Source organism: Hymenobacter daeguensis (genome assembly GCF_054780555.1).
Genome location: NZ_BAAGWC010000026.1, coordinates 18,334 through 35,809, shown reverse-complemented (window position 1 = coordinate 35,809; position 17,476 = coordinate 18,334). Strand labels below are relative to the sequence as shown.

The following is a 17,476-nucleotide window of genomic DNA, read 5'->3' as shown; positions in this document are numbered from 1 at the left end:
TTACCAAGTGTGCCCACCTGGCTTACCGCATGCGGCGGGCCGGGTGGGCACACTTGGTAATAGCCCCGCCACGCGTTGCGATGCCCGTGGGAGGTGTGGCGAATAGCCCCGCCACGCGTTGCGGTGCCCGTGGGAGGTGTGGCGAAGGGCACCGCAACACGTGGAGACGGTTTTCGGCAGTCGTCCGCTACCGCCCCCCAAACAGTCGCCCGAAGAAGCCCTTCTTCTTCGCCGGCTTCTCTTTCACCTTCACTTTGATGAGCGGCGCGGCCTTGTCGGGGCTCTCGCCGCCGCTGGGCAGGGTGAAGCGCGGGTCGGGCTTGGCGGTGGCGGGGGCAGGTGGGGAGATGGCGGGGGCCGCCGCCACTGGTTTGGTGCCGCCGGGCAGCTGGCCCTGGGCAATTTCGGGCCCGGCCTGGCCGGTGCTGATGACGCGCATCGGCCGGCCTTCGTTGTGCAGGCGGTCCACGGCCGTCACGTAGTAGGCGTAGGCCTGGCCGGGCACGGCGGTGGTGTCCACGTAGGTAGCGGGGTAGCCGGGGGCGGGGCGGGGCAGGGCCAGGATGCGGCGCGGGTCGTTGGGCGAGCTGCGCTCGTTGGGGGCGAAGCGGTAGAGCACGTAGTAGGTGGCCGCGTCGCCGTCGGCGGCGGGCGGGCCGCTTTGCCAGCTCAGGGTCACCGTATTGTCGGTGCGGCGCAGCAGGAGGTTGGCCACGGGCAGGGGCGGGGTGCTGTCGAGCCAGGGCATGGCGGGCACCAGGGCGGGGTAGCGGAACAGGTCCTGGGTGAGCGAATCGGTGGTGTGCAGGGGGTTGCGCAGCACCGATTTGGCCGAGAAAAACACGCTGCCGTTCACTTCGCCCTCGTAGCTGCGGTTGGTGCGAATCTGGCGGGGCAGCTCGCGCGGGTTGCGCCAGGTGGTGTCGGAGCGGGTGCTTTCCAGCATCCGGTAGGTGCCGTGGCCGATGTAGAGGTGGCGGTCGAACTTGTTCTCGGCCCACCACTTCACCAGCACGGGGTAGGGGCAGAGGCGGAAATTGCTGCTCCAGTACAGCTGCGGCACGATGTAGTCAATCCAGCCCTTCTCCAGCCAGCCGCGCGTGTCGGCATACAGGTTGGAGTAGGAGGGCTGCCCGGCCCGCGTGTCGGAGCCCTGCGGAAAGTCCTTCGACTTGTTCATCCACACCCCAAACGGCGAGATGCCGAACTTCACCCAGCGCTTGGTGGCCTGAATGCTGTCGTGCAGGTCATGAATGAGAATGTCCACGTTGCGCCGCCGCCAGTCGGCCAGCTTCGGAATGCTGTCGGGGTTGAAGTCGCGGAAGGCGGCCTCGTCGTGAATGACCTTGCCCGGGTCGGGGTAGGGGTAGAAATAGTCGTCGAAGTGCACCGCGTCGATGTCGTAGCGCCGCACCACGTCCAGGATAACGCGGGTGATGTGCTCGCGCACCTCCGGCAGGCCGGGGTTGTAGAGCAGCTGCCCGCCGTAGCGCAAAAACCACTGCGGATGCTGGCGGTAGGGGTGGTTGGCCGCCAGCCGCCGCGTCACCGAGTCCATGGTGGCGCGGTAGGGGTTGAACCAGGCGTGAAACTCCATGCCGCGCCGGTGCGCCTCCGTGATGAGGAAGGGCAGGGGGTCCTGGCCGTCGGCGGGGGCTTTGCCCTGGGTGCCGGTCAGCCACTTGCTCCAGGGCTCCAGGTCCGACTTATAAAACGCATCCGACGCGGGCCGGATTTGCACGAACACGGCGTTGAGGCCGGCGCGCTGGCCGGCATCGAGCAGGCGGCGGTACTCGCGGCGGTACTGGTCGGGCGCTTCGCCGCGCTGGTTGGGCCAGTCGATGTTTTCGACGGTGGCAATCCACATGGCGCGCAGCTCGCGCTTGGGCGGCGGGGCATCTGCGGCCTCGGCCGCGTCGGGCGTGGTCTGGGCCCGGGTGGGATTTAGCCAGCCGCTGCCGCTCAGCAGCAACAGCAACAACAAAAGCCGGCCAGCGGCAAGAGAACGAAGCATCAAGGAAAAGGAACAGCACCGATAATTGCCGCAAATTACGGCGGGCCGGCCGGCCATGCCGCCGCCGCCGCCGCCGTGCGGCGTTTTTGGGGCCGGTTTCCGGGGGCATGATAGCGCGGTGCCGGGCCCGGACGCGGCCATTTTCCGCCCCTGAGCCAGCCACGCACGAAGCCGGACAGAAGAAGGCCATTTCTGCCTGATTATTCGTCGGATGCAGGGCAAAGTGAGTAATTTTACAAAAAAAGGGCCGCTTCGATACCCTGCAATCACAGTGAAGCACGGTGGCCTGCAACGTCCCATGACTGATTCCGCTACTTTAATTCCCCTCAACGAAGAGCTGCGCCTGCAGGCCCTGCGCCCGTACCAGCTCTTCAATACCATGCAGGACGAAACCTTTACGGAGCTCGTTCGCCTGGCGGCCAAGCTGTTCAACGTTCCCATCGGCATCATTGCCTTTGTGGAGGCCGAAGAAGTGCGCTTCGGGCTCAACCACGGCCTCGACCCCACCATGGACCGCGTGGACCGCTGGCAGACCCTGTGTTCGGTGGCCATGCTGGATGAAGGCATCAGCGTGTACGAAGACCTGCACAACCAGCCCTGCGACCTCATCGACTCGGCCCTCGTGCTGCGGCTCAACCTGGGCTTTTATGCCGGCACCACCCTGCGCACCGCCGAAGGCCACGCCATTGGGGTGCTCTGCGTGATTGACCACAAGGCCCGGCGCTTCAAGCAAGAAGAGGGCGACTTGCTGGAGCGCCTGGGCAAAGTGGTGATGAGCCTGCTCGACCTGCGCCTGCACCTGGTGCAGCAGCCCCTGTGGAACCAGGAGCTGTGGACGGCAGTGTACCAGCGCATCGAAAGCTCGATAACCCGGCTGGAAACCCTCTCCTCCCTGGCCAGCTGGGAAGATGAATACGACAGCGAAGCCGTAAAATCCTACCAGAAATCAACCCACGATGAGATGATTCGCGTCATCGAAGTCCTCATCGAGCAGATTCGGCTCCGGAATCCGAATGCCGGCTGAGGCTGGTTTTTAGCATTGAAAAAGGCCCGCAACACTGGTTTGCGGGCCTTTTTTCGTTTGGTGGGGGGCGGCGCCTGCCGCGCAAATCACGAGCCGGTGAGCTCGGTATCCGTCATCGGCTGGTCGGGGGTGTCGGGGCGGGCGGTTTTATCGGGGCCGCCTTCGAGGCCGTTGGTCTGGCTGGCATCGCCGTAGTCGCCCCGGATGCCGGCGCCGTCGCCCATGTTCTGCTGGGTGCTGCTGGGAATGGTGGTGCCGGTGCTGGCCTGCTCGTCGGGGGCTGTGTCGGGCGTGGCGTTCACGGTGGCCTCGTTTTCCGATTCCTGGTCGGGCGTCGAGGCGTCGGTGCCGGCGTAGTCGGGGCGGGGGTCGGTGGGGTTTTGCTCGGGCGTAGGCATGGGGTTGGGGAGGTAAGCTTCGGCCTGCCCCTGGCGGAGGCCGGGCCGAAATGAATGAAAAGGAAGAATCAGAAGCCGCCGCAGCGGCCGCTTTCTGCTGTACGGCCCGCCGGCGCGGTGGTTGGGCACGGCCAGATTGCGCGCCGTGTGCCATCTTGGGGCGGCGTTCGCCTTTCCCATTTGTTTAATCCTGGCGGCCGGCCTGGCTGCTGACGCTTTTTCCCCCATCGTGTCCGACTCCCTCACCGATTTCTACCACCAGAAAACCGATGCCGAGCTGCAGTTTTTTCTGGATAATCCCGGCTACTACCAGCCAGAACTGGTAGCCGAGGCCCGCCGCGAGCTGCGCCGCCGGGGCGTGTTGCCGAGTCCGCCCATCGTGGCCCCTGCGCCGGCCCCGGCCTACCAGCCCGCCCCCGAGGCCGCGCCCGCGCCCGGCCTGAAAACCGGCCCGGTGGTGCTGGGCGTGGCCGTGGTGCTGGCCCTGAGCCTAGGCGGCTTCTACTATGTGCAGCAGAAAAACAGCCCGGCTGCGCCCGCACCCGCTGCCGAAGCCCCGCCCGTGGCGGCCCGCAAAGGCCCGCCACAGCTCACCGAAGTGGCCACCTCCGCCATCCCGAACTACGACGTGGACGGCCTCGTGGAGCAGCAGCTCCGGCGGGTGCCGGCCGCCGAGCGCGCCGCTGCCAAAGCCGCCGGCCAGCCCCTGCGGCAGTACCGCGAGCTGGCCCGGCGCTTCTGGGCCGCCGAAACCCAGACCGAGTACCTGCTCAACCAGGCCCGGGAGGGCAAGGCCGGCCCCGTGTTTGCCGACCAGACCCTGGTGGCCCGCACCACTTGGAGCGCCTGGAACAAGGCTGCCGTTTACAAATACAAGTTCGGCCCCGCCATGCAGCGGCAGCTCGAATTGATGCTGGACGTGGCCAGCAGCCAGCAGCACCTGCTGGAAATGTACCCCGACCTGCTGCCCAACCGCCGCTTTGCCTCTGATAAAGAGGCCACCGCGCGCGGCGAGGACGTGCAGTACTGGATGCACGACCTGCTGCCGGTGTCGCCCGTCACCGGGCGGCCCTACAAGGCGAAGGCCGTCACGCTGCACATGTAATGTAGCGCGGACTTTTAGTCCGCGCGTTGAATCTCTGGTGGGGACGCGGACTAAAAGTCCGCGCTACGGCGCAACTGTTCCGAAACCACATTAACATCTGGCAAATTGGCCGGTTGGGCAAGCTGGCGCACTCCTTGCCGCGCCAGCCCGCAATGGAAGCTCCTACGCCCGACCCCGCCCCCGGCTCCACGGCCGCCCTCGCCGCCCGGCTTTTCGCCCAGAAGCCCGAAGCCGAGCTGCTGTACCTGGCCCAGAATGCCGCCCGCTACGGCCCCGCCGTGAGCGCCGCCGCCGTGGCCGAGCTGCGCCGCCGCGAGCTGCTGCCCGAGCCCGCCCGCCCGGCCCCGCCGCCCCCGCCCGAAACGGCCGAAACCTGGGGCCAGCTGTTCGGGCAGCTGGCGCGGGGCCTGTTCATTCCTTCGCGCCGCTTCCTCACCACCCCGCTGCTGATTGATACCTGCCTGCTCGTCTTCGGGCTGATGGTGCTCAGCGGCGTCTCGGCTTCCGACCCCACCGGCCGCGACCTCACCCACTGGGGCTCCAACCTCTCCGACCTCACGCTGCACGGCCAGCCCTGGCGGCTCGTTACCTGCCTGTTTGTGCACGCCGGCCTGTCGCACTTGCTGCTGAACATGTTCTCGCTCTGGCTGCTGGGCCTGCTGGTGGAAGACCGGGTGGGGCCGCTGCGCCTGGCGATGGTGTACCTGGCCAGCGGCATCGGCGGCAGCCTGGCCAGCCTGTGGTGGCACACCGGTGGCATCAACTCCGTGGGCGCGAGCGGGGCCATTTTCGGCCTCTACGGCCTGCTGCTGGTGCTGCTGGTGGGCAAAAAGCTGGTGCTTGACAAGTCGGACCGCCGGGCCATGCTGGGCCTGGTGCTGTATCTGGTGCTGAGCAATCTGATTTCCGGCATCAACGGCAACATCGACAATGCGGCCCATCTTGGCGGGCTGGCCACCGGCCTGCTGCTGGCCGGTCCGCTGGCGCTCATTGGGCTGAAAGGCGGCGAATTAGCTGCCACAAACAATGCGCCTGACCGTTCAGTATAGCGGATAACTACTGACCACTTCCCGCCCGCCCCATGCAAGCCCTTCAGCTCGATGCCATTCACCAGCCCGCCGTGCTGCGGGAGGTGCCCACCCCCACGCCCGGCCCCGGCGAAATCCTGGTCAGGCTCCACGCCGCCGCCCTCAACCACCGCGACGTCTTCATTCAGGAAGGCAAGTACGCCGGCATCCGGCTGCCCTGCACCCTCGGGGCCGATGGCGCCGGCGAAGTAGCCGCGCACGGTCCCGGTGTGCCCACGACTGCCCCGGCCGTGGGCGCGCGGGTGCTCATCTACCCCGGCCTGCGCTGGGGCGACAACCCCCGCGTTCAGGCCCGCGATTTCGTGGTGCTCGGCATGCCCGACCCCGGCACATTTGCCGAATACATCAGCCTGCCGGCCCAATACATCTTCCCGCTGCCGGCCCACCTCCGCTTCGAGCAGGGCGCGGCCTTGCCGCTGGCGGGCCTCACGGCCTACCGCGCCGCCTTCGCCCGCGCCCAGGTGCAGGCCGGCGAGCGGGTGCTGGTAACCGGCGTGGGCGGCGGCGTGGCCCTCACCGCCGTGCAGCTCTGCGCTGCCCGCGGGGCCGAAGTCTGGGTGACCTCCAGTTCCGACGAGAAAATTGCGCGCGCCCAAAGCCTGGGGGCCAAAGGCGGCATCAGCTACAGCGCCGACGGCTGGGTGAAAACCCTCACGCAGCAGGCCGGCGGGCCGTTCGATGTCGTTATCGACAGCGCGGCCGGGGCGGCTTTCGGGGCGCTGCTCGATGCCGCCGCGCCGGGTGGCCGCATCGTATTCTACGGCGGCACGCTGGGCAATATCCCCGACCTGCCGCCCGCCAAAGTATTCTGGAAGCAGCTCAGCATCCTGGGCTCCACCATGGGCTCACCGCAGGATTTTGCCGATATGCTGGCGCTGGTGAATGAGCAGCAGCTTGTGCCGGTGGTGGATGAAGTTTTCCCCCTGGCCGAGGGCGAAGCCGCCCTGCGCCGCCTCGAAGCCGGCGCGCAGTTCGGCAAAGTGGTGCTGAAAATCGGTTGAGAATAGCCAGGGCAAGGCCTCGCCAAAAGGCGGTAAAAGCCCGGCGTTTTTACCGCCTTTTTCAGGGCCTGAACAACGGGCAAAATGCTGGTTTTATGGAATGAAAAGCGGCTTTTCAAGGTTATTAAGATGCGCTGATAGCCGCATTAAAACCAGCCTTTTCGCCTTATGAAATCCGCCGCCGAATACCTTGCCAACCATGTTTTCGAAGCCCGCCGCCCGCGCCGCGAATTGCAGCCCGTTGTGGCCTACGCCGATGCGGTACAAGCCGTGGAGCAGGCGCTGGCCGATGCCGAGAAATACCGCTACCTGCTGATGCGCGCCCTGCGCCGCCACGACCACGATATGGCTGCCGCCGCGCCGGTCGCTACTCCCGCTGCTTCGTCTTTTTTCAGCGAGACTGCTCCGGTGCTGCCACTGTATCCCAGCCAGGAGCGCATGGCCGCATAATTCCGGACGATTCAAACAATAGCCTCGAATATCAATTCGGGGCTTTCTTTTTACAACAGCTTCTCCGCCAGGTGCGCCGCCAGCGCCGCAGCCTGCTGCCGCAGCTCCGGCACGGCCGTCGATTCGAAATAAGCCGGCCGGCGGCTGGGGCCGAGCGTGAACAAGCCCGGCGAAACCTGCCCATCGGCAGCCAGCAGTGCCCCATTGGCATCGGTGAGCATGCCCAGGTGCAGCGGGTCGGGGGTGAGGTGGCCGGCAGCGCGCAGGCCGACGACCAGCGGAGCGGCAATGCGGGCATAGTCCAGCAGCGGCCCCGCGCAGCTGATGACGTGGTCGGCGGTGTGCCAGCAGTTGGCCGTGTCGTGGGGGCGCACGCGCACCCGCAGCTGCGGGCCATCGGGCACGATTTCGCGCACCGTGCCGATGTGCAGCCGCACCAGCCCGGCCGCCGTGAGGGCCGCCACGGCCTCCGCATTCCGGGGCGGGCTGCGGTGCCGGGCCACCGACCACAAGCCCGCCAGCCGGTGCAGAAACCGCCGCTGCTCGGCCAGCGGCCATGCCGCCCAGATGCGGCCCAAGTCCGGCCGCAAAGCATCCAGCACCGCCCGCCAGCCAATGCCCTGGGCCGCCGCCCGCCGCAGGTGCTGCTTCACCCTCGACACCACCCCCAAAACCGTGGTTTCGTGGGCCAGCTCCGGGTAGAAGTTGGGGTATTGCTCCGCTGTGGCGCTGTGGGCCGCCGGCCAGCGGCCGTGCCGGGCCACCACGTCCACGGGGGCGCGGTGGCCGTCCTGGCGCAGGGCCAGCAGCACGTCCACCGCCGTCAGCCCCGAGCCGATGAGCAGCACCGATTCGTCGGGACCGATGCGGCGCAGGTTGCCGGTGGCCCAGGGGTCGGCGTGGTAGCCGGGGTGCTGCAGGTAGCGCGTGTCGGGCCCGGTGGGCGGCGGGGGCGGGAAGTTGCCCAGCGCCAGCACCACGTAATCACTCCGGATTTCCTGCCCGTCGGCCAGCTGCACGGCGCGGCCGCCATCGGGCAGGAGCGGCGCGGCTGTGGCCGTGGTCTGGTGCCAGTGCACGGCCCCGCTCGCCAGCTCCGCCGCCAGCGCTTCCTGCAGATACCGGCCATAGGCTGCGCGGGAGGCAAATTCCGGCACGCCGGCCGCGCTTTCGGGCTGGTGGCGCAGCCATTCGGCAAAGTGGCCGGGCTCGGTGGGGTAGAGGCTCAGGTTGCCAGGGCGCACGTTGAGCAGGTATTCGGGCCGGCGGGCGGTATAGGCCAGGCCGGGGCCGGGCGTTTCGCGGGGCTCGATGAGATGGATTGCGGCCTGCGCCAGGGCTGGCTGCCGCCGCAGCTGCAGCACCAGCGCCGTGCCCGCAAAGCCGCCGCCCACAACGGTAATAACGGGACGTAAGGGTGGAGGCACAGGCGAGCGGGTAATGGAATTTGATTAAACGTCAAAAGAACGTCGTGCCGAGCGCAGACGAGGCATCTCGCGTGTGGTGCTGACTCAATCGTTGAAACGGTTGTGGTTACGGCTGCAGTAGAGATGCTTCGACTCCGCTCGGCACAACGTTCAAGAGGTTTACATGTACCGGCCCGGCACCAGGTAGTTCTGCACGTAGTCCTGAATGCCGTCTTCGAGACGCGTAAACGGCTGGTCGTAGCCGATGCTTTTGAGCTTGCTCATGTCGGCCTCGGTGAAGTACTGGTACTTGTCGCGAATGTCCTCCGGCGTGTCCCTGAACTGGATATCGGCCGTGCGGCCCAGCGCGTTGAAGGTGTTCAGGGCCAGGTCGAGGAAGGTGCGGGCCGTGCCGCTGCCCAGATTGTAGATGCCGGAATGCGTGCGGTGGTTCAGCAGGAAGAAGCACACTTCCACCACGTCCTTCACGTACACGAAATCGCGCATCTGGCCGCCGTCGGTGTAGTTCGGGTTGTGCGATTTGAACAGCATCATCGAGCCCGACTGCTGAATCTGGTGGAAGGCGTGCAGGATGACCGAGGCCATGCGGCCCTTGTGGTACTCGTTGGGCCCGTACACGTTGAAGAACTTCAGCCCGGCCCAGAAATACGGCTTTTCTTCCTGTTGCAAGGCCCAGTTGTCGAAGTCGTTTTTCGAGTCGCCGTAGGGGTTCAGCGGGCGGTAGAGCGGGAACAGGGCCTCGTCCTGGTCGGTGTAGCCCAGGGTGCCGTCGCCATAGGTAGCGGCCGAGGAAGCGTACACCAGCGGCAGGTTGTAGCGCACGCAGGCCTGCCACATCCGCTTGGAATAGTTGAGGTTGAGCACATCGAACACGGCCGGGTCCATCTCCGTGGTATCGGTGCGCGCGCCTAGGTGAAAGATGAACTCAACCTGCTCGTGGTTGGCATCGAGCCAGTCGAAAAACGTTTCGCGGTCCACGTACTCGCGCAGCTTCTTGCCTTCGATGTTGGGCAGCTTTTTCTCGATGGAGAAATTATCGACGGCCACAATGTCGTTGAAATTGGCGGCGTTGAGGCGGGAAACAAGGCAGCTGGCAATGAAGCCGGCCGCGCCGGTGACTACTATCATGGGAAGCGGGGTTGGGATGCGGCAAAGGTAAACCGGCGCGCCGGCCCGTTTGCGGTACGCGCCGGCTCTACCTTTGCGCCATGCGTTTTCGATTGCTGCTTTTACCCCTGGCCCTGCTGCTGGGTTGCCAACCAAGCTCTGAGCAAAAAGCCACCACGCCGGTGCGCGACGGCCTCGGCCGCACCGTGCGCCTGCCCGTGCACCCGCGCCGCGTGCTGGCCCTGGCCCCCAGCATGACCGAAATCCTGTTTGCCGTGGCCGATACGGCCACCATCATCGCCCGCACGCCGCCCGACAATTTTCCCGCTGGCGTATTCCGCAAGCCCGTGGTGAACAGCTACCCGCTCGACCTCGAAAAGCTGGCCCTGCTCAAGCCCGACGTGGTGTTCACCGTCGAAGGCATCACCTCCGTCGATGATGCCCAGCGCCTGCAGCAGCTGGGCATTCCGGTGTATTACCAGCGCTACCGTACGGTGGAAGACGTGTTTAAGGGCATCGACGAAGTGGGCCGAATACTGGGCCGCGAGGCACAAGCCAAGCACCTCACGGATTCGCTGCGGCGCGAGCTGCAGGTACTGGTTCCGCCAGGCACTGCGGCCAGTCCGGCAACCAAAGTGCTGGCCATCACCTGGCTCGACCCCATCTACAGCTACGGCCAGAACACGCTGTTTACCGACGAAATCCGCCTCGCCGGCGGCCAGAACGCCATCACCGAAACCTTCCCGCAGCCCTACCCGGCCCTCACCCGCGAGTACGTACTCAAGCTGAACCCCGACGTACTGCTCGGCGGCAGCTTCGAGAAGCTGGACAGCACGTTTTTCAAGAATTACCCGGAGCTGAAGCGCATCAATGCGTATAAAAACCACCGCGTCTTTGCCATCACCGGCAACCTCATGGAGCGGCCCGGCCCGCGCGTGCTCGAATCGGTGCGCGAGTTGAAAGGGCTATTAATGAAGAATGAGAAATGAGGAATGAAGAATGCACGCTCCACTAATTCCTCATTCCCCATTTCTTATTCTTCATTGAAGAGCCGTCCTGTTTTTTGGTTGACGCTGGGCCTGCTGCTCATGCTGGCGCTGGTGGTGGTTGGCCTGCGCGTGGGCAGCTACGCCACATCGTATGGCTTCATCCTGAACGCTTTCCGGAACTACAACCCCGCCGACCCGGCCCAGCTGGTGCTGGTGCAATTGCGCCTGCCGCGCCTGCTGCTGGCGCTGCTGGCCGGCGCCAGCCTGGCCGTGAGCGGCTACCTGCTCCAAACCCTCGTCACCAACCCGCTGGCCGACCCTTACCTGCTGGGCACGGCCTCGGGGGCATCGCTGGGCGCTATTGCTTCTTATGTGTTGGTGCCCTCGCTCACGGTCATGGGCGTGTACCTGCCGCCGGTGGCGGCGCTGGCAGGGGCTTTCGCGGCCACGCTGCTGGTGGTGGCGCTGGGCACCCGGCGCGGCCGGATTCTGCCGGCGCCGCTGCTGCTGGCGGGCGTGGCGGTGGGGGCACTGGCGGCGGCCGTGGGCAGCCTGCTCACCTTCCTGGCCTCGCCCGAAGGCAGCCTGCGCAGCGTGGTGTTCTGGGCCTTCGGCAGCTTCGAGCGGGCGGGGTGGGACGTGCTGCCGTACCCGGCGGTGGCGCTGGCCGTCAGCCTGTTCGTGCTGGCTTTTTTGCAAAAAGACCTCAACCTGCTGCTGCTGGGCGAGGAGCGGGCCGCTGCCCTGGGCCTGCCGGTGGCGCGGCTGCGTTGGCTGCTGGTGCTACTGGCCGCCGGCCTCACGGGCGGCGTGGTGGCGCTGTGCGGGCCGGTGGGCTTTGTGGGCCTGCTGGTGCCGCACCTCACGCGGGGGCTGCTGGGCACCACGGGCTGGCTCAACGTGGTGGTGTGCGCGGTGCTGGGCGGCAGCTTTCTGCTGGCCTGCGACCTGCTGGCCCGCCTGCTCTACCCGCCGGCCGGGCTGCCGGTGGGCCTGGTCACGGCCCTGTTCGGGGTACCCTTCTTCGTATATTTGCTGCGAAGAAAGGGACTTGGCGACTTGGGCGCTTAGGGGCCTGGCTGCGCAGCGCGTGGGCTGGTCATCGCTAAAAACCAAGGCCCCAAGCCCCTAAGTACCCAAGTCCCCCCGAATGATATACATCAGCCGCCAGGAACATTTCAACGCCGCCCACAAGCTCTACAACCCCAAGTGGAGCGAGGAGCGCAACCGCGAAGTGTTCGGCCCCTGTGCCAATACCAACTGGCACGGCCACAACTACGACCTCATCGTGACGGTGAAGGGCGAGCCCGACCCCGAAACCGGCTTCGTGGTCGATTTGAAGGCGCTTTCCGACCTGCTGCGCACGCACATCACCGACCAGGTCGACCACAAGAACCTCAACCTCGACGTGCCCTTCATGGCCGGCCAGATGGCCAGCACCGAAAACCTGGCCATCGCCTTCTGGCAAATCATCGAGCGCGAGCTGCCCGCCATCACCAGTGCCCGGCTCCACTGCGTCAAGCTCTACGAAACCCCACGCAATTTCGTGGAATATTACGGCGGCTAACGCCTGCGGCTTAATGAAGAATGAGGAATGAGGAATGAAGAATTGCACTAGCAGTTTTCTCCAGCCTCATTCTTCATTCCTCATTCTTCATTCCTCATTCCTCATTCAACTATGAAATACTACCTCATTGCCGGCGAACGGTCGGGCGACTTTCATGCTTCCCACCTCATGCGTGAGCTGCGCCAGCAGGACGCCGACGCGCAGTTTCGCTACTGGGGCGGCGACATGATGCAGGCCGAGGGCGGCGAGCTGGTGCGCCACTACCAGGATTTGGCCATCATGGGCTTTCTGGAGGCGGCCACCAGCGTGCTCAAGTTTCGGGGCTACCTGAAGCAGTGCCAGGCCGATATCCTGACCTATAAGCCCGACGTGCTGATTCTGGTCGATTATGCCGGCTTCAACCTGCGCATGGCCCGGTTTGCCAAGGAGCACGGCATCAAGGTGTTCTACTACATATCGCCCAAAATCTGGGCCTGGAACCAGAGCCGCGTCGAGCAGGTGAAAGCTTACGTCGACAAGATGTTCGTGATTCTGCCCTTTGAGGAGGAGTTCTACCAGAAATTCGGCTACGCCGTGGATTACGCCGGCAACCCCACCGCCGACGCGGTGGCCGAGTTTCAGCCCACGCCCGACTTTTTCGAGCGCAACCGCCTCGACCGCACCAAGCCCATCATTGCCGTGCTGCCGGGCTCGCGCAAGCAGGAAATCGAGGAGATGCTGCACGAGATGATTGCCATTCTGCCCGGCTTTCAGGAGTACCAGTTCGTAGTGGCCGGCGTCAATAACCTCGACCCTAACTACTACAAGCACTTCCACCGCAATAACATCCGGTTCGTCTTCGACCAGACCTTCGACCTGCTGAGCCACGCCAAGGCGGCCCTGGTGACCAGCGGCACGGCCACCCTCGAAACGGCCCTGTTCGGCGTGCCCCAGATTGTGTGCTACCGCACCAGCGCCATCACCTACGCCATCGGCAAGATGGTCATCAAGGTGCCCTACATCTCGCTGGTGAACCTAGTGGTGGGCCGCGAAGTAGTGAAAGAGCTGATTCAGGGCGAGTTCAACGCCCGCAACCTACTCGACGAGCTGCGCACCCTGCTCACCGACGCCGACTACATGGCCCGCATCGAAGCCGGCTACGCCGAGCTGCGCCAGAAGCTGGGCCAGCAGCAAGCCGCTAAAAAGACGGCTGAGCTGATGGTAAACTACCTGCGTACCAGCTAAAAGCAGGGCCGGCCAGGCCTCCTTTCGGCTGCTGCCAAAACCAGAAGCTGCTCCACGAATACAGTTGGCCAGAGCCCCGGTGCGCAGCACCGGGGCTTTTTTATATTTATTCTTTTCAATATATTACCTCCTGTGTGGTAGCGCGGTAAGGAGCGGGGCACTAGTCGATAAAGGCAGGGAGTTCGGCGATGCGATAGCTGGCAGGCAGGGTTTTTTCTTAAATTTACAGCTTCACTTCAACTCCCTCTTTTTAATGACACAACGATACTCGCGCTGGCCCGCCACCCTCCGGTTAGCAGCATCCAACATGGTCGGTACCGGCCGGGGTCGGGTCGGCACGCTGCTGCTGGCGCTGGGCCTGACGCTCGGGGCCAGGGCTCAGCAGGCGTCCGCGCCGTTTTTTCAGGCAGATGCGGAAGCGCGCGGCGCGGCGGCGGTTTCGCCGCTATCGGCGGCGCTGTTTCATGCGCAGCCGCTCACGCTTGATGTAAACGGCCTGCGCACGGCCCTGGCCACCGCTCCGCCCGAAACCCGGGTCGGTGCCGCGCCGCTGGTGCTGGCCCTGCCGCTGCCCAACGGCAGCACCGGCCGCTTTGCCCTGCGCGAAGCCCCGGTGATGGCCCCCGAGCTGGCCGCCCGCTTCCCCGACATCAAAACCTACGCCGGCATTGGCCTCGACGACGCAGCCGCCTCGGTGCGCCTCGACCTTACGCCCCAGGGCTTCCACGCCCAGGTGCTCACGGGCAATGGCCAGAGCTTTTACATCGACCCGGTGACCCGGACCGATACCCGGCACTACCTGGCTTTTTATAAAACCGACATGAACCGGGCAGCGGCGGCAGCCGGCTCGGCTCCGAGCTGCGACTTTCAGCTGACCCCGGCCGACAAGGTGGCCGCACAGGCCCGCCTTGCCGCCCAGGCCAATGGGGGCAGAGCCCTGGCCACGGGCGCGCAGCTGCGTACTTATCGGCTGGCCCTGGCCAATACGCCCGAGTACGCCGTGTTTCACGGCAACACTGCCACGGCGGTCACGGCTGCCAAGGTAACCTCCGTCAACCGTGTGGTGGGCGTGTATGAAAAGGAGCTGGCCGTGCGCCTGGTGCTGGTAGCCAACAACAACCTGCTGGACTTTCTCAGCGGCACCGGCCCGCAGCCGCCGACGGCTTACACCAACTCGAACTCCAGCGCCCTGCTGACGCAGAACCAGAGCAACATCAACGCCCTCATTGGCACGGCCAACTACGACATCGGCCACGTATTCAGCACGGCTGGCGGCGGGCTGGCCGGCCTGGGCGTGGTGTGCGGCACCCGCAAAGCCCAGGGCGAAACCGGGACCAACTCGCCGGTGGGCGATGCTTTCGACATCGACTACGTAGCGCACGAAATGGGCCACCAGTTTGGCGGCAACCACCCCTTCAACGGCAACGGCGGCAGCTGCGCCGGCGGCAACCGCAACGCCACCACGGCGTGGGAGCCCGGCTCGGGCACGACCATTATGGCGTACGCCGGCATCTGCGGCACCGCCAACGACCTGCAGCCCCACTCGGATGCCACGTTCCACACGGGCAACTACCAGGAAATGCGGGCCTTCATTGATGGCACCACTTGCAGCACGGCTTCGGCTACCGGCAACACGTCGCCGGTGGTGACGGCGCCGGCCAGCGGCAAAACCCTGCCCATCAGCACGCCATTCAAGCTGACGGCTACCGCCACCGATGCCGAGAACGATGCCCTGACCTACATGTGGGAAGAGCTGGACCTCGGCCCGCAGCAGGCCCCGAACGATGCCCAGGTGGCCAACTCGAACGTGCCGCTGTTCCGCTCGTTTGTGCCCCTCACCACCGGGACGCGCTATTTCCCGCGCATTACCGACCTGGTGAACAACACGACGGTGCTTGGCGAGCGTCTGCCCACGGTAACCCGTGCGCTGAACCTGCGTTGCACGGTGCGCGACGAGCACAGCGGCACGGTTGGCGTGATTGGCGGGGTTGACTACAGCGCCACGGTGACGCTGAACACCACCAGCACGGCGGGACCGTTTGTGGTGCAGGCCCCCAACACGGCCGTAACCTGGGTAGGCGGTGCCGCCCAAACGGTGACCTGGGACGTGGCCAACACCACGGCGGCTCCGGTGAGCTGCGCCCTGGTCAACATCCGCCTCAGCCTCGATGGCGGCCTGACCTATCCCACCACGCTGGCTACCAACGTGCCCAACAACGGCTCGGCCATAGTGGTGGCTCCCAGCCCCACGGCCACCCAGAGCCAGGCCCGCATCATGGTAGAAGCGGCCGACAACTACTTCTTCGACATCTCGAATACCAACTTCACCATCACCCCGGCCGCCGTTGGGCCCACCATCACCAGCTTCACGCCGGGCGGCGGGCCGGTGGGCACGGTGGTCACCATTCTGGGCTCGAACTTTACGGGCACCACGGCGGTGGCCTTCAACGGCACCGCGGCGGCCAGCTTCACGGTGGTATCGGCCACGCAGATGACGGCCACGGTGGCCGCCGGTACCACTACCGGCACCATCACCATCACCACCCCAACGGGTACGGCTACTTCGGCCACGGCGTTTGTGGTGGGTGCGCCGCCCGTCATCACGAGCTTTACGCCCACTACCGGCCCGGCGGGCTCGGTGGTGGTCATCACCGGCACCAACTTCACGCTGGCTTCGCAGGTGACCTTCAACGGCACCAGCGCCCCCAATTACATCGTAAACTCGGCCACGCAGATTACGGTGACCGTGCCGGCGGGTGCTACCACGGGCGTGATTGGCGTGACCACGCCCACCGGCTCGGGCGTTTCGACCGGGGTGTTCACGGTGATTCCGGCTCCGGTTATTACGTCCTTCACGCCGGTATATGGCAACGTGGGCACGGTAGTGGTAATCACGGGCAACTACTTCACCGGCGCAACCGCCGTGGCGTTCAACGGCACCAATGCTCCTACGTTCATTGTAAACTCCAACACCCAGATTACGGTGACGGTGCCCGCCGGCGCCAGCACCGGCCCCATCACGGTAACCGGCTTGGGCGGCCCCGGCATTTCGACCACCAACTTCACCGTGCCCACCGTGGCCAATGACCTGTGCGCCGATGCCATTGCCATAAACTGCGGCAGCTCGGTAACCGGCACCCTGGTGGGGGCTACGTCTTTCGGAGACCCCACCGCCAGCTGCAACGGCATTGCCGTTGACGGGGCCGGCGTATTCTATACGCTGGTTGGCACGGGGGCCAGCATCACGCTCTCTACCTGCAACAGCGGCACCACGTTCGATACCAAGCTGTTTGTGTATTCGGGCGCCTGCGGCGTTTATACCTGCGTGACGGCCAACGACGACGTGACCTGCGCGGCCCGTCAGTATGCCTCGTCCGTAACCTTCAGCTCGGTGCTGGGCACCGTTTACCGCATCTATGTATCGGGCTACCAGGGCGCTGCCGGCACGTTTGTGCTGACGGCTGCCTGCGCGCCCACCGTTGCGAGCGTAAACCCGACCAGCGGCGCCGTGGGCACCGTGGTAACCATCACGGGGACTAACCTCACGGGCGCTACGTCGGTAACGCTGAATGGCGTGGCCATCACCGGCTTCACCGTGGTGAACGGCACCACCATCACCTTCACGGTGCCGGCCGGTGCCACCACGGGCCCGGTAGTGGTAACCACGCCCAGCGGGGCCAGCACGGGCACTACGTTCACCGTGACGACTCCCACGGCTACGGCCAATGCCAGCAAGAGCGAGTTCAGCGTGTGGCCCAACCCGGTGGCCGGCAAAGGCACGCTGCACGTAGCCCTGGCCGCCCCGGCCACCAAGGCCAGCGCCACGCTGCGCAACGTGCTGGGCCAGACGGTGGCTACCCGCACCTTCAGCGGCAGCACCACCGACCTGAGCATGGCCAGCCTGGCCAGCGGCACCTACCTCCTCACCGTGCAGATGGACGGCCGCACGCCGAGCATCCAGCGCGTGGTGGTGGAATAAGGTTGAAAATGGCCGGGAGCTTCCCGGCAGTGTAAAAAAAAGGCCCGCCAATTGGCGGGCCTTTTTTATGTGTCTGAGGCTGAGCCGGGTGCATGGCAAGGAA

General features: G+C 65.5%; 14 protein-coding genes. 10 read left to right on the top strand and 4 right to left on the bottom strand.

The features are described from left to right. Nucleotides 1–187 precede the first annotated feature (187 nt). Nucleotides 188–2,014, bottom strand: a complete 1,827-nt coding sequence (locus ACYVHT_RS19545; protein ID WP_460556007.1) for a glycoside hydrolase family 10 protein — start codon at nucleotides 2,012–2,014, stop codon at nucleotides 188–190. Nucleotides 2,015–2,312: 298 nt separating this feature from the next. Here ACYVHT_RS19545 and ACYVHT_RS19540 point away from each other — a divergent pair, with 298 nt between their 5' ends. Further along, nucleotides 2,313–3,038 carry a GAF domain-containing protein gene (locus ACYVHT_RS19540; RefSeq protein WP_460556004.1) on the top strand — a complete coding sequence of 242 codons (726 nt, stop codon included), beginning with the start codon at nucleotides 2,313–2,315 and terminating at the stop codon, nucleotides 3,036–3,038. Between the two features lie 86 nt (nucleotides 3,039–3,124). Here the strand turns inward: ACYVHT_RS19540 and ACYVHT_RS19535 are convergent, their stop codons facing one another. Beyond that, nucleotides 3,125–3,436, bottom strand: coding sequence for a hypothetical protein (locus ACYVHT_RS19535; protein WP_460556001.1), 312 nt, complete (start codon nucleotides 3,434–3,436; stop codon nucleotides 3,125–3,127). A gap of 229 nt (nucleotides 3,437–3,665) precedes the next feature. Between ACYVHT_RS19535 and ACYVHT_RS19530 the strand changes: the two genes are divergently transcribed. From ACYVHT_RS19530 to ACYVHT_RS19515, 4 genes are all read left to right on the top strand, one after another. Next, nucleotides 3,666–4,541 carry a hypothetical protein gene (locus tag ACYVHT_RS19530; RefSeq protein ID WP_460555998.1) on the top strand — a complete coding sequence of 292 codons (876 nt, stop codon included), beginning with the start codon at nucleotides 3,666–3,668 and terminating at the stop codon, nucleotides 4,539–4,541. Nucleotides 4,542–4,693: 152 nt separating this feature from the next. Further along, the gene (locus tag ACYVHT_RS19525) at nucleotides 4,694–5,590 is read left to right on the top strand and encodes a rhomboid family intramembrane serine protease (protein ID WP_460555995.1); all 897 of its coding nucleotides are present in this window, start codon (nucleotides 4,694–4,696) and stop codon (nucleotides 5,588–5,590) included. 32 nt (nucleotides 5,591–5,622) lie between these two features. After that, nucleotides 5,623–6,630: an MDR/zinc-dependent alcohol dehydrogenase-like family protein gene (locus ACYVHT_RS19520; protein WP_460555992.1), complete on the top strand. Its 1,008-nt coding sequence runs from the start codon at nucleotides 5,623–5,625 to the stop codon at nucleotides 6,628–6,630. A gap of 168 nt (nucleotides 6,631–6,798) precedes the next feature. Then, nucleotides 6,799–7,080 carry a hypothetical protein gene (locus ACYVHT_RS19515; RefSeq protein WP_460555989.1) on the top strand — a complete coding sequence of 94 codons (282 nt, stop codon included), beginning with the start codon at nucleotides 6,799–6,801 and terminating at the stop codon, nucleotides 7,078–7,080. Between the two features lie 50 nt (nucleotides 7,081–7,130). On the opposite strand, the gene ACYVHT_RS19510 is transcribed toward ACYVHT_RS19515, so the two are convergent. Beyond that, the gene (locus ACYVHT_RS19510; RefSeq protein ID WP_460555986.1) at nucleotides 7,131–8,507 is read right to left on the bottom strand and encodes an FAD/NAD(P)-binding protein; all 1,377 of its coding nucleotides are present in this window, start codon (nucleotides 8,505–8,507) and stop codon (nucleotides 7,131–7,133) included. A 159-nt stretch (nucleotides 8,508–8,666) separates the two neighbouring features. Further along, entirely contained in the window at nucleotides 8,667–9,635 is a 969-nt protein-coding gene (gene rfaD / locus ACYVHT_RS19505; protein WP_460555983.1) for an ADP-glyceromanno-heptose 6-epimerase, read from the bottom strand. An 80-nt stretch (nucleotides 9,636–9,715) separates the two neighbouring features. Here rfaD and ACYVHT_RS19500 point away from each other — a divergent pair, with 80 nt between their 5' ends. From ACYVHT_RS19500 to ACYVHT_RS19480, 5 genes are all read left to right on the top strand, one after another. Next, a complete protein-coding gene (locus tag ACYVHT_RS19500; protein ID WP_460555980.1) occupies nucleotides 9,716–10,603 on the top strand; it encodes an ABC transporter substrate-binding protein in 888 nt (295 codons plus the stop codon). A 54-nt stretch (nucleotides 10,604–10,657) separates the two neighbouring features. After that, entirely contained in the window at nucleotides 10,658–11,674 is a 1,017-nt protein-coding gene (locus ACYVHT_RS19495; RefSeq protein WP_460555977.1) for a FecCD family ABC transporter permease, read from the top strand. A 79-nt stretch (nucleotides 11,675–11,753) separates the two neighbouring features. Further along, a complete protein-coding gene (locus tag ACYVHT_RS19490; RefSeq protein WP_460555974.1) occupies nucleotides 11,754–12,170 on the top strand; it encodes a 6-pyruvoyl trahydropterin synthase family protein in 417 nt (138 codons plus the stop codon). A 111-nt stretch (nucleotides 12,171–12,281) separates the two neighbouring features. Next, the gene (gene lpxB / locus ACYVHT_RS19485; RefSeq protein WP_460555971.1) at nucleotides 12,282–13,394 is read left to right on the top strand and encodes a lipid-A-disaccharide synthase; all 1,113 of its coding nucleotides are present in this window, start codon (nucleotides 12,282–12,284) and stop codon (nucleotides 13,392–13,394) included. Nucleotides 13,395–13,647: 253 nt separating this feature from the next. Beyond that, nucleotides 13,648–17,373, top strand: a complete 3,726-nt coding sequence (locus ACYVHT_RS19480) for an IPT/TIG domain-containing protein (RefSeq protein WP_460555968.1) — start codon at nucleotides 13,648–13,650, stop codon at nucleotides 17,371–17,373. Nucleotides 17,374–17,476 lie beyond the last annotated feature (103 nt).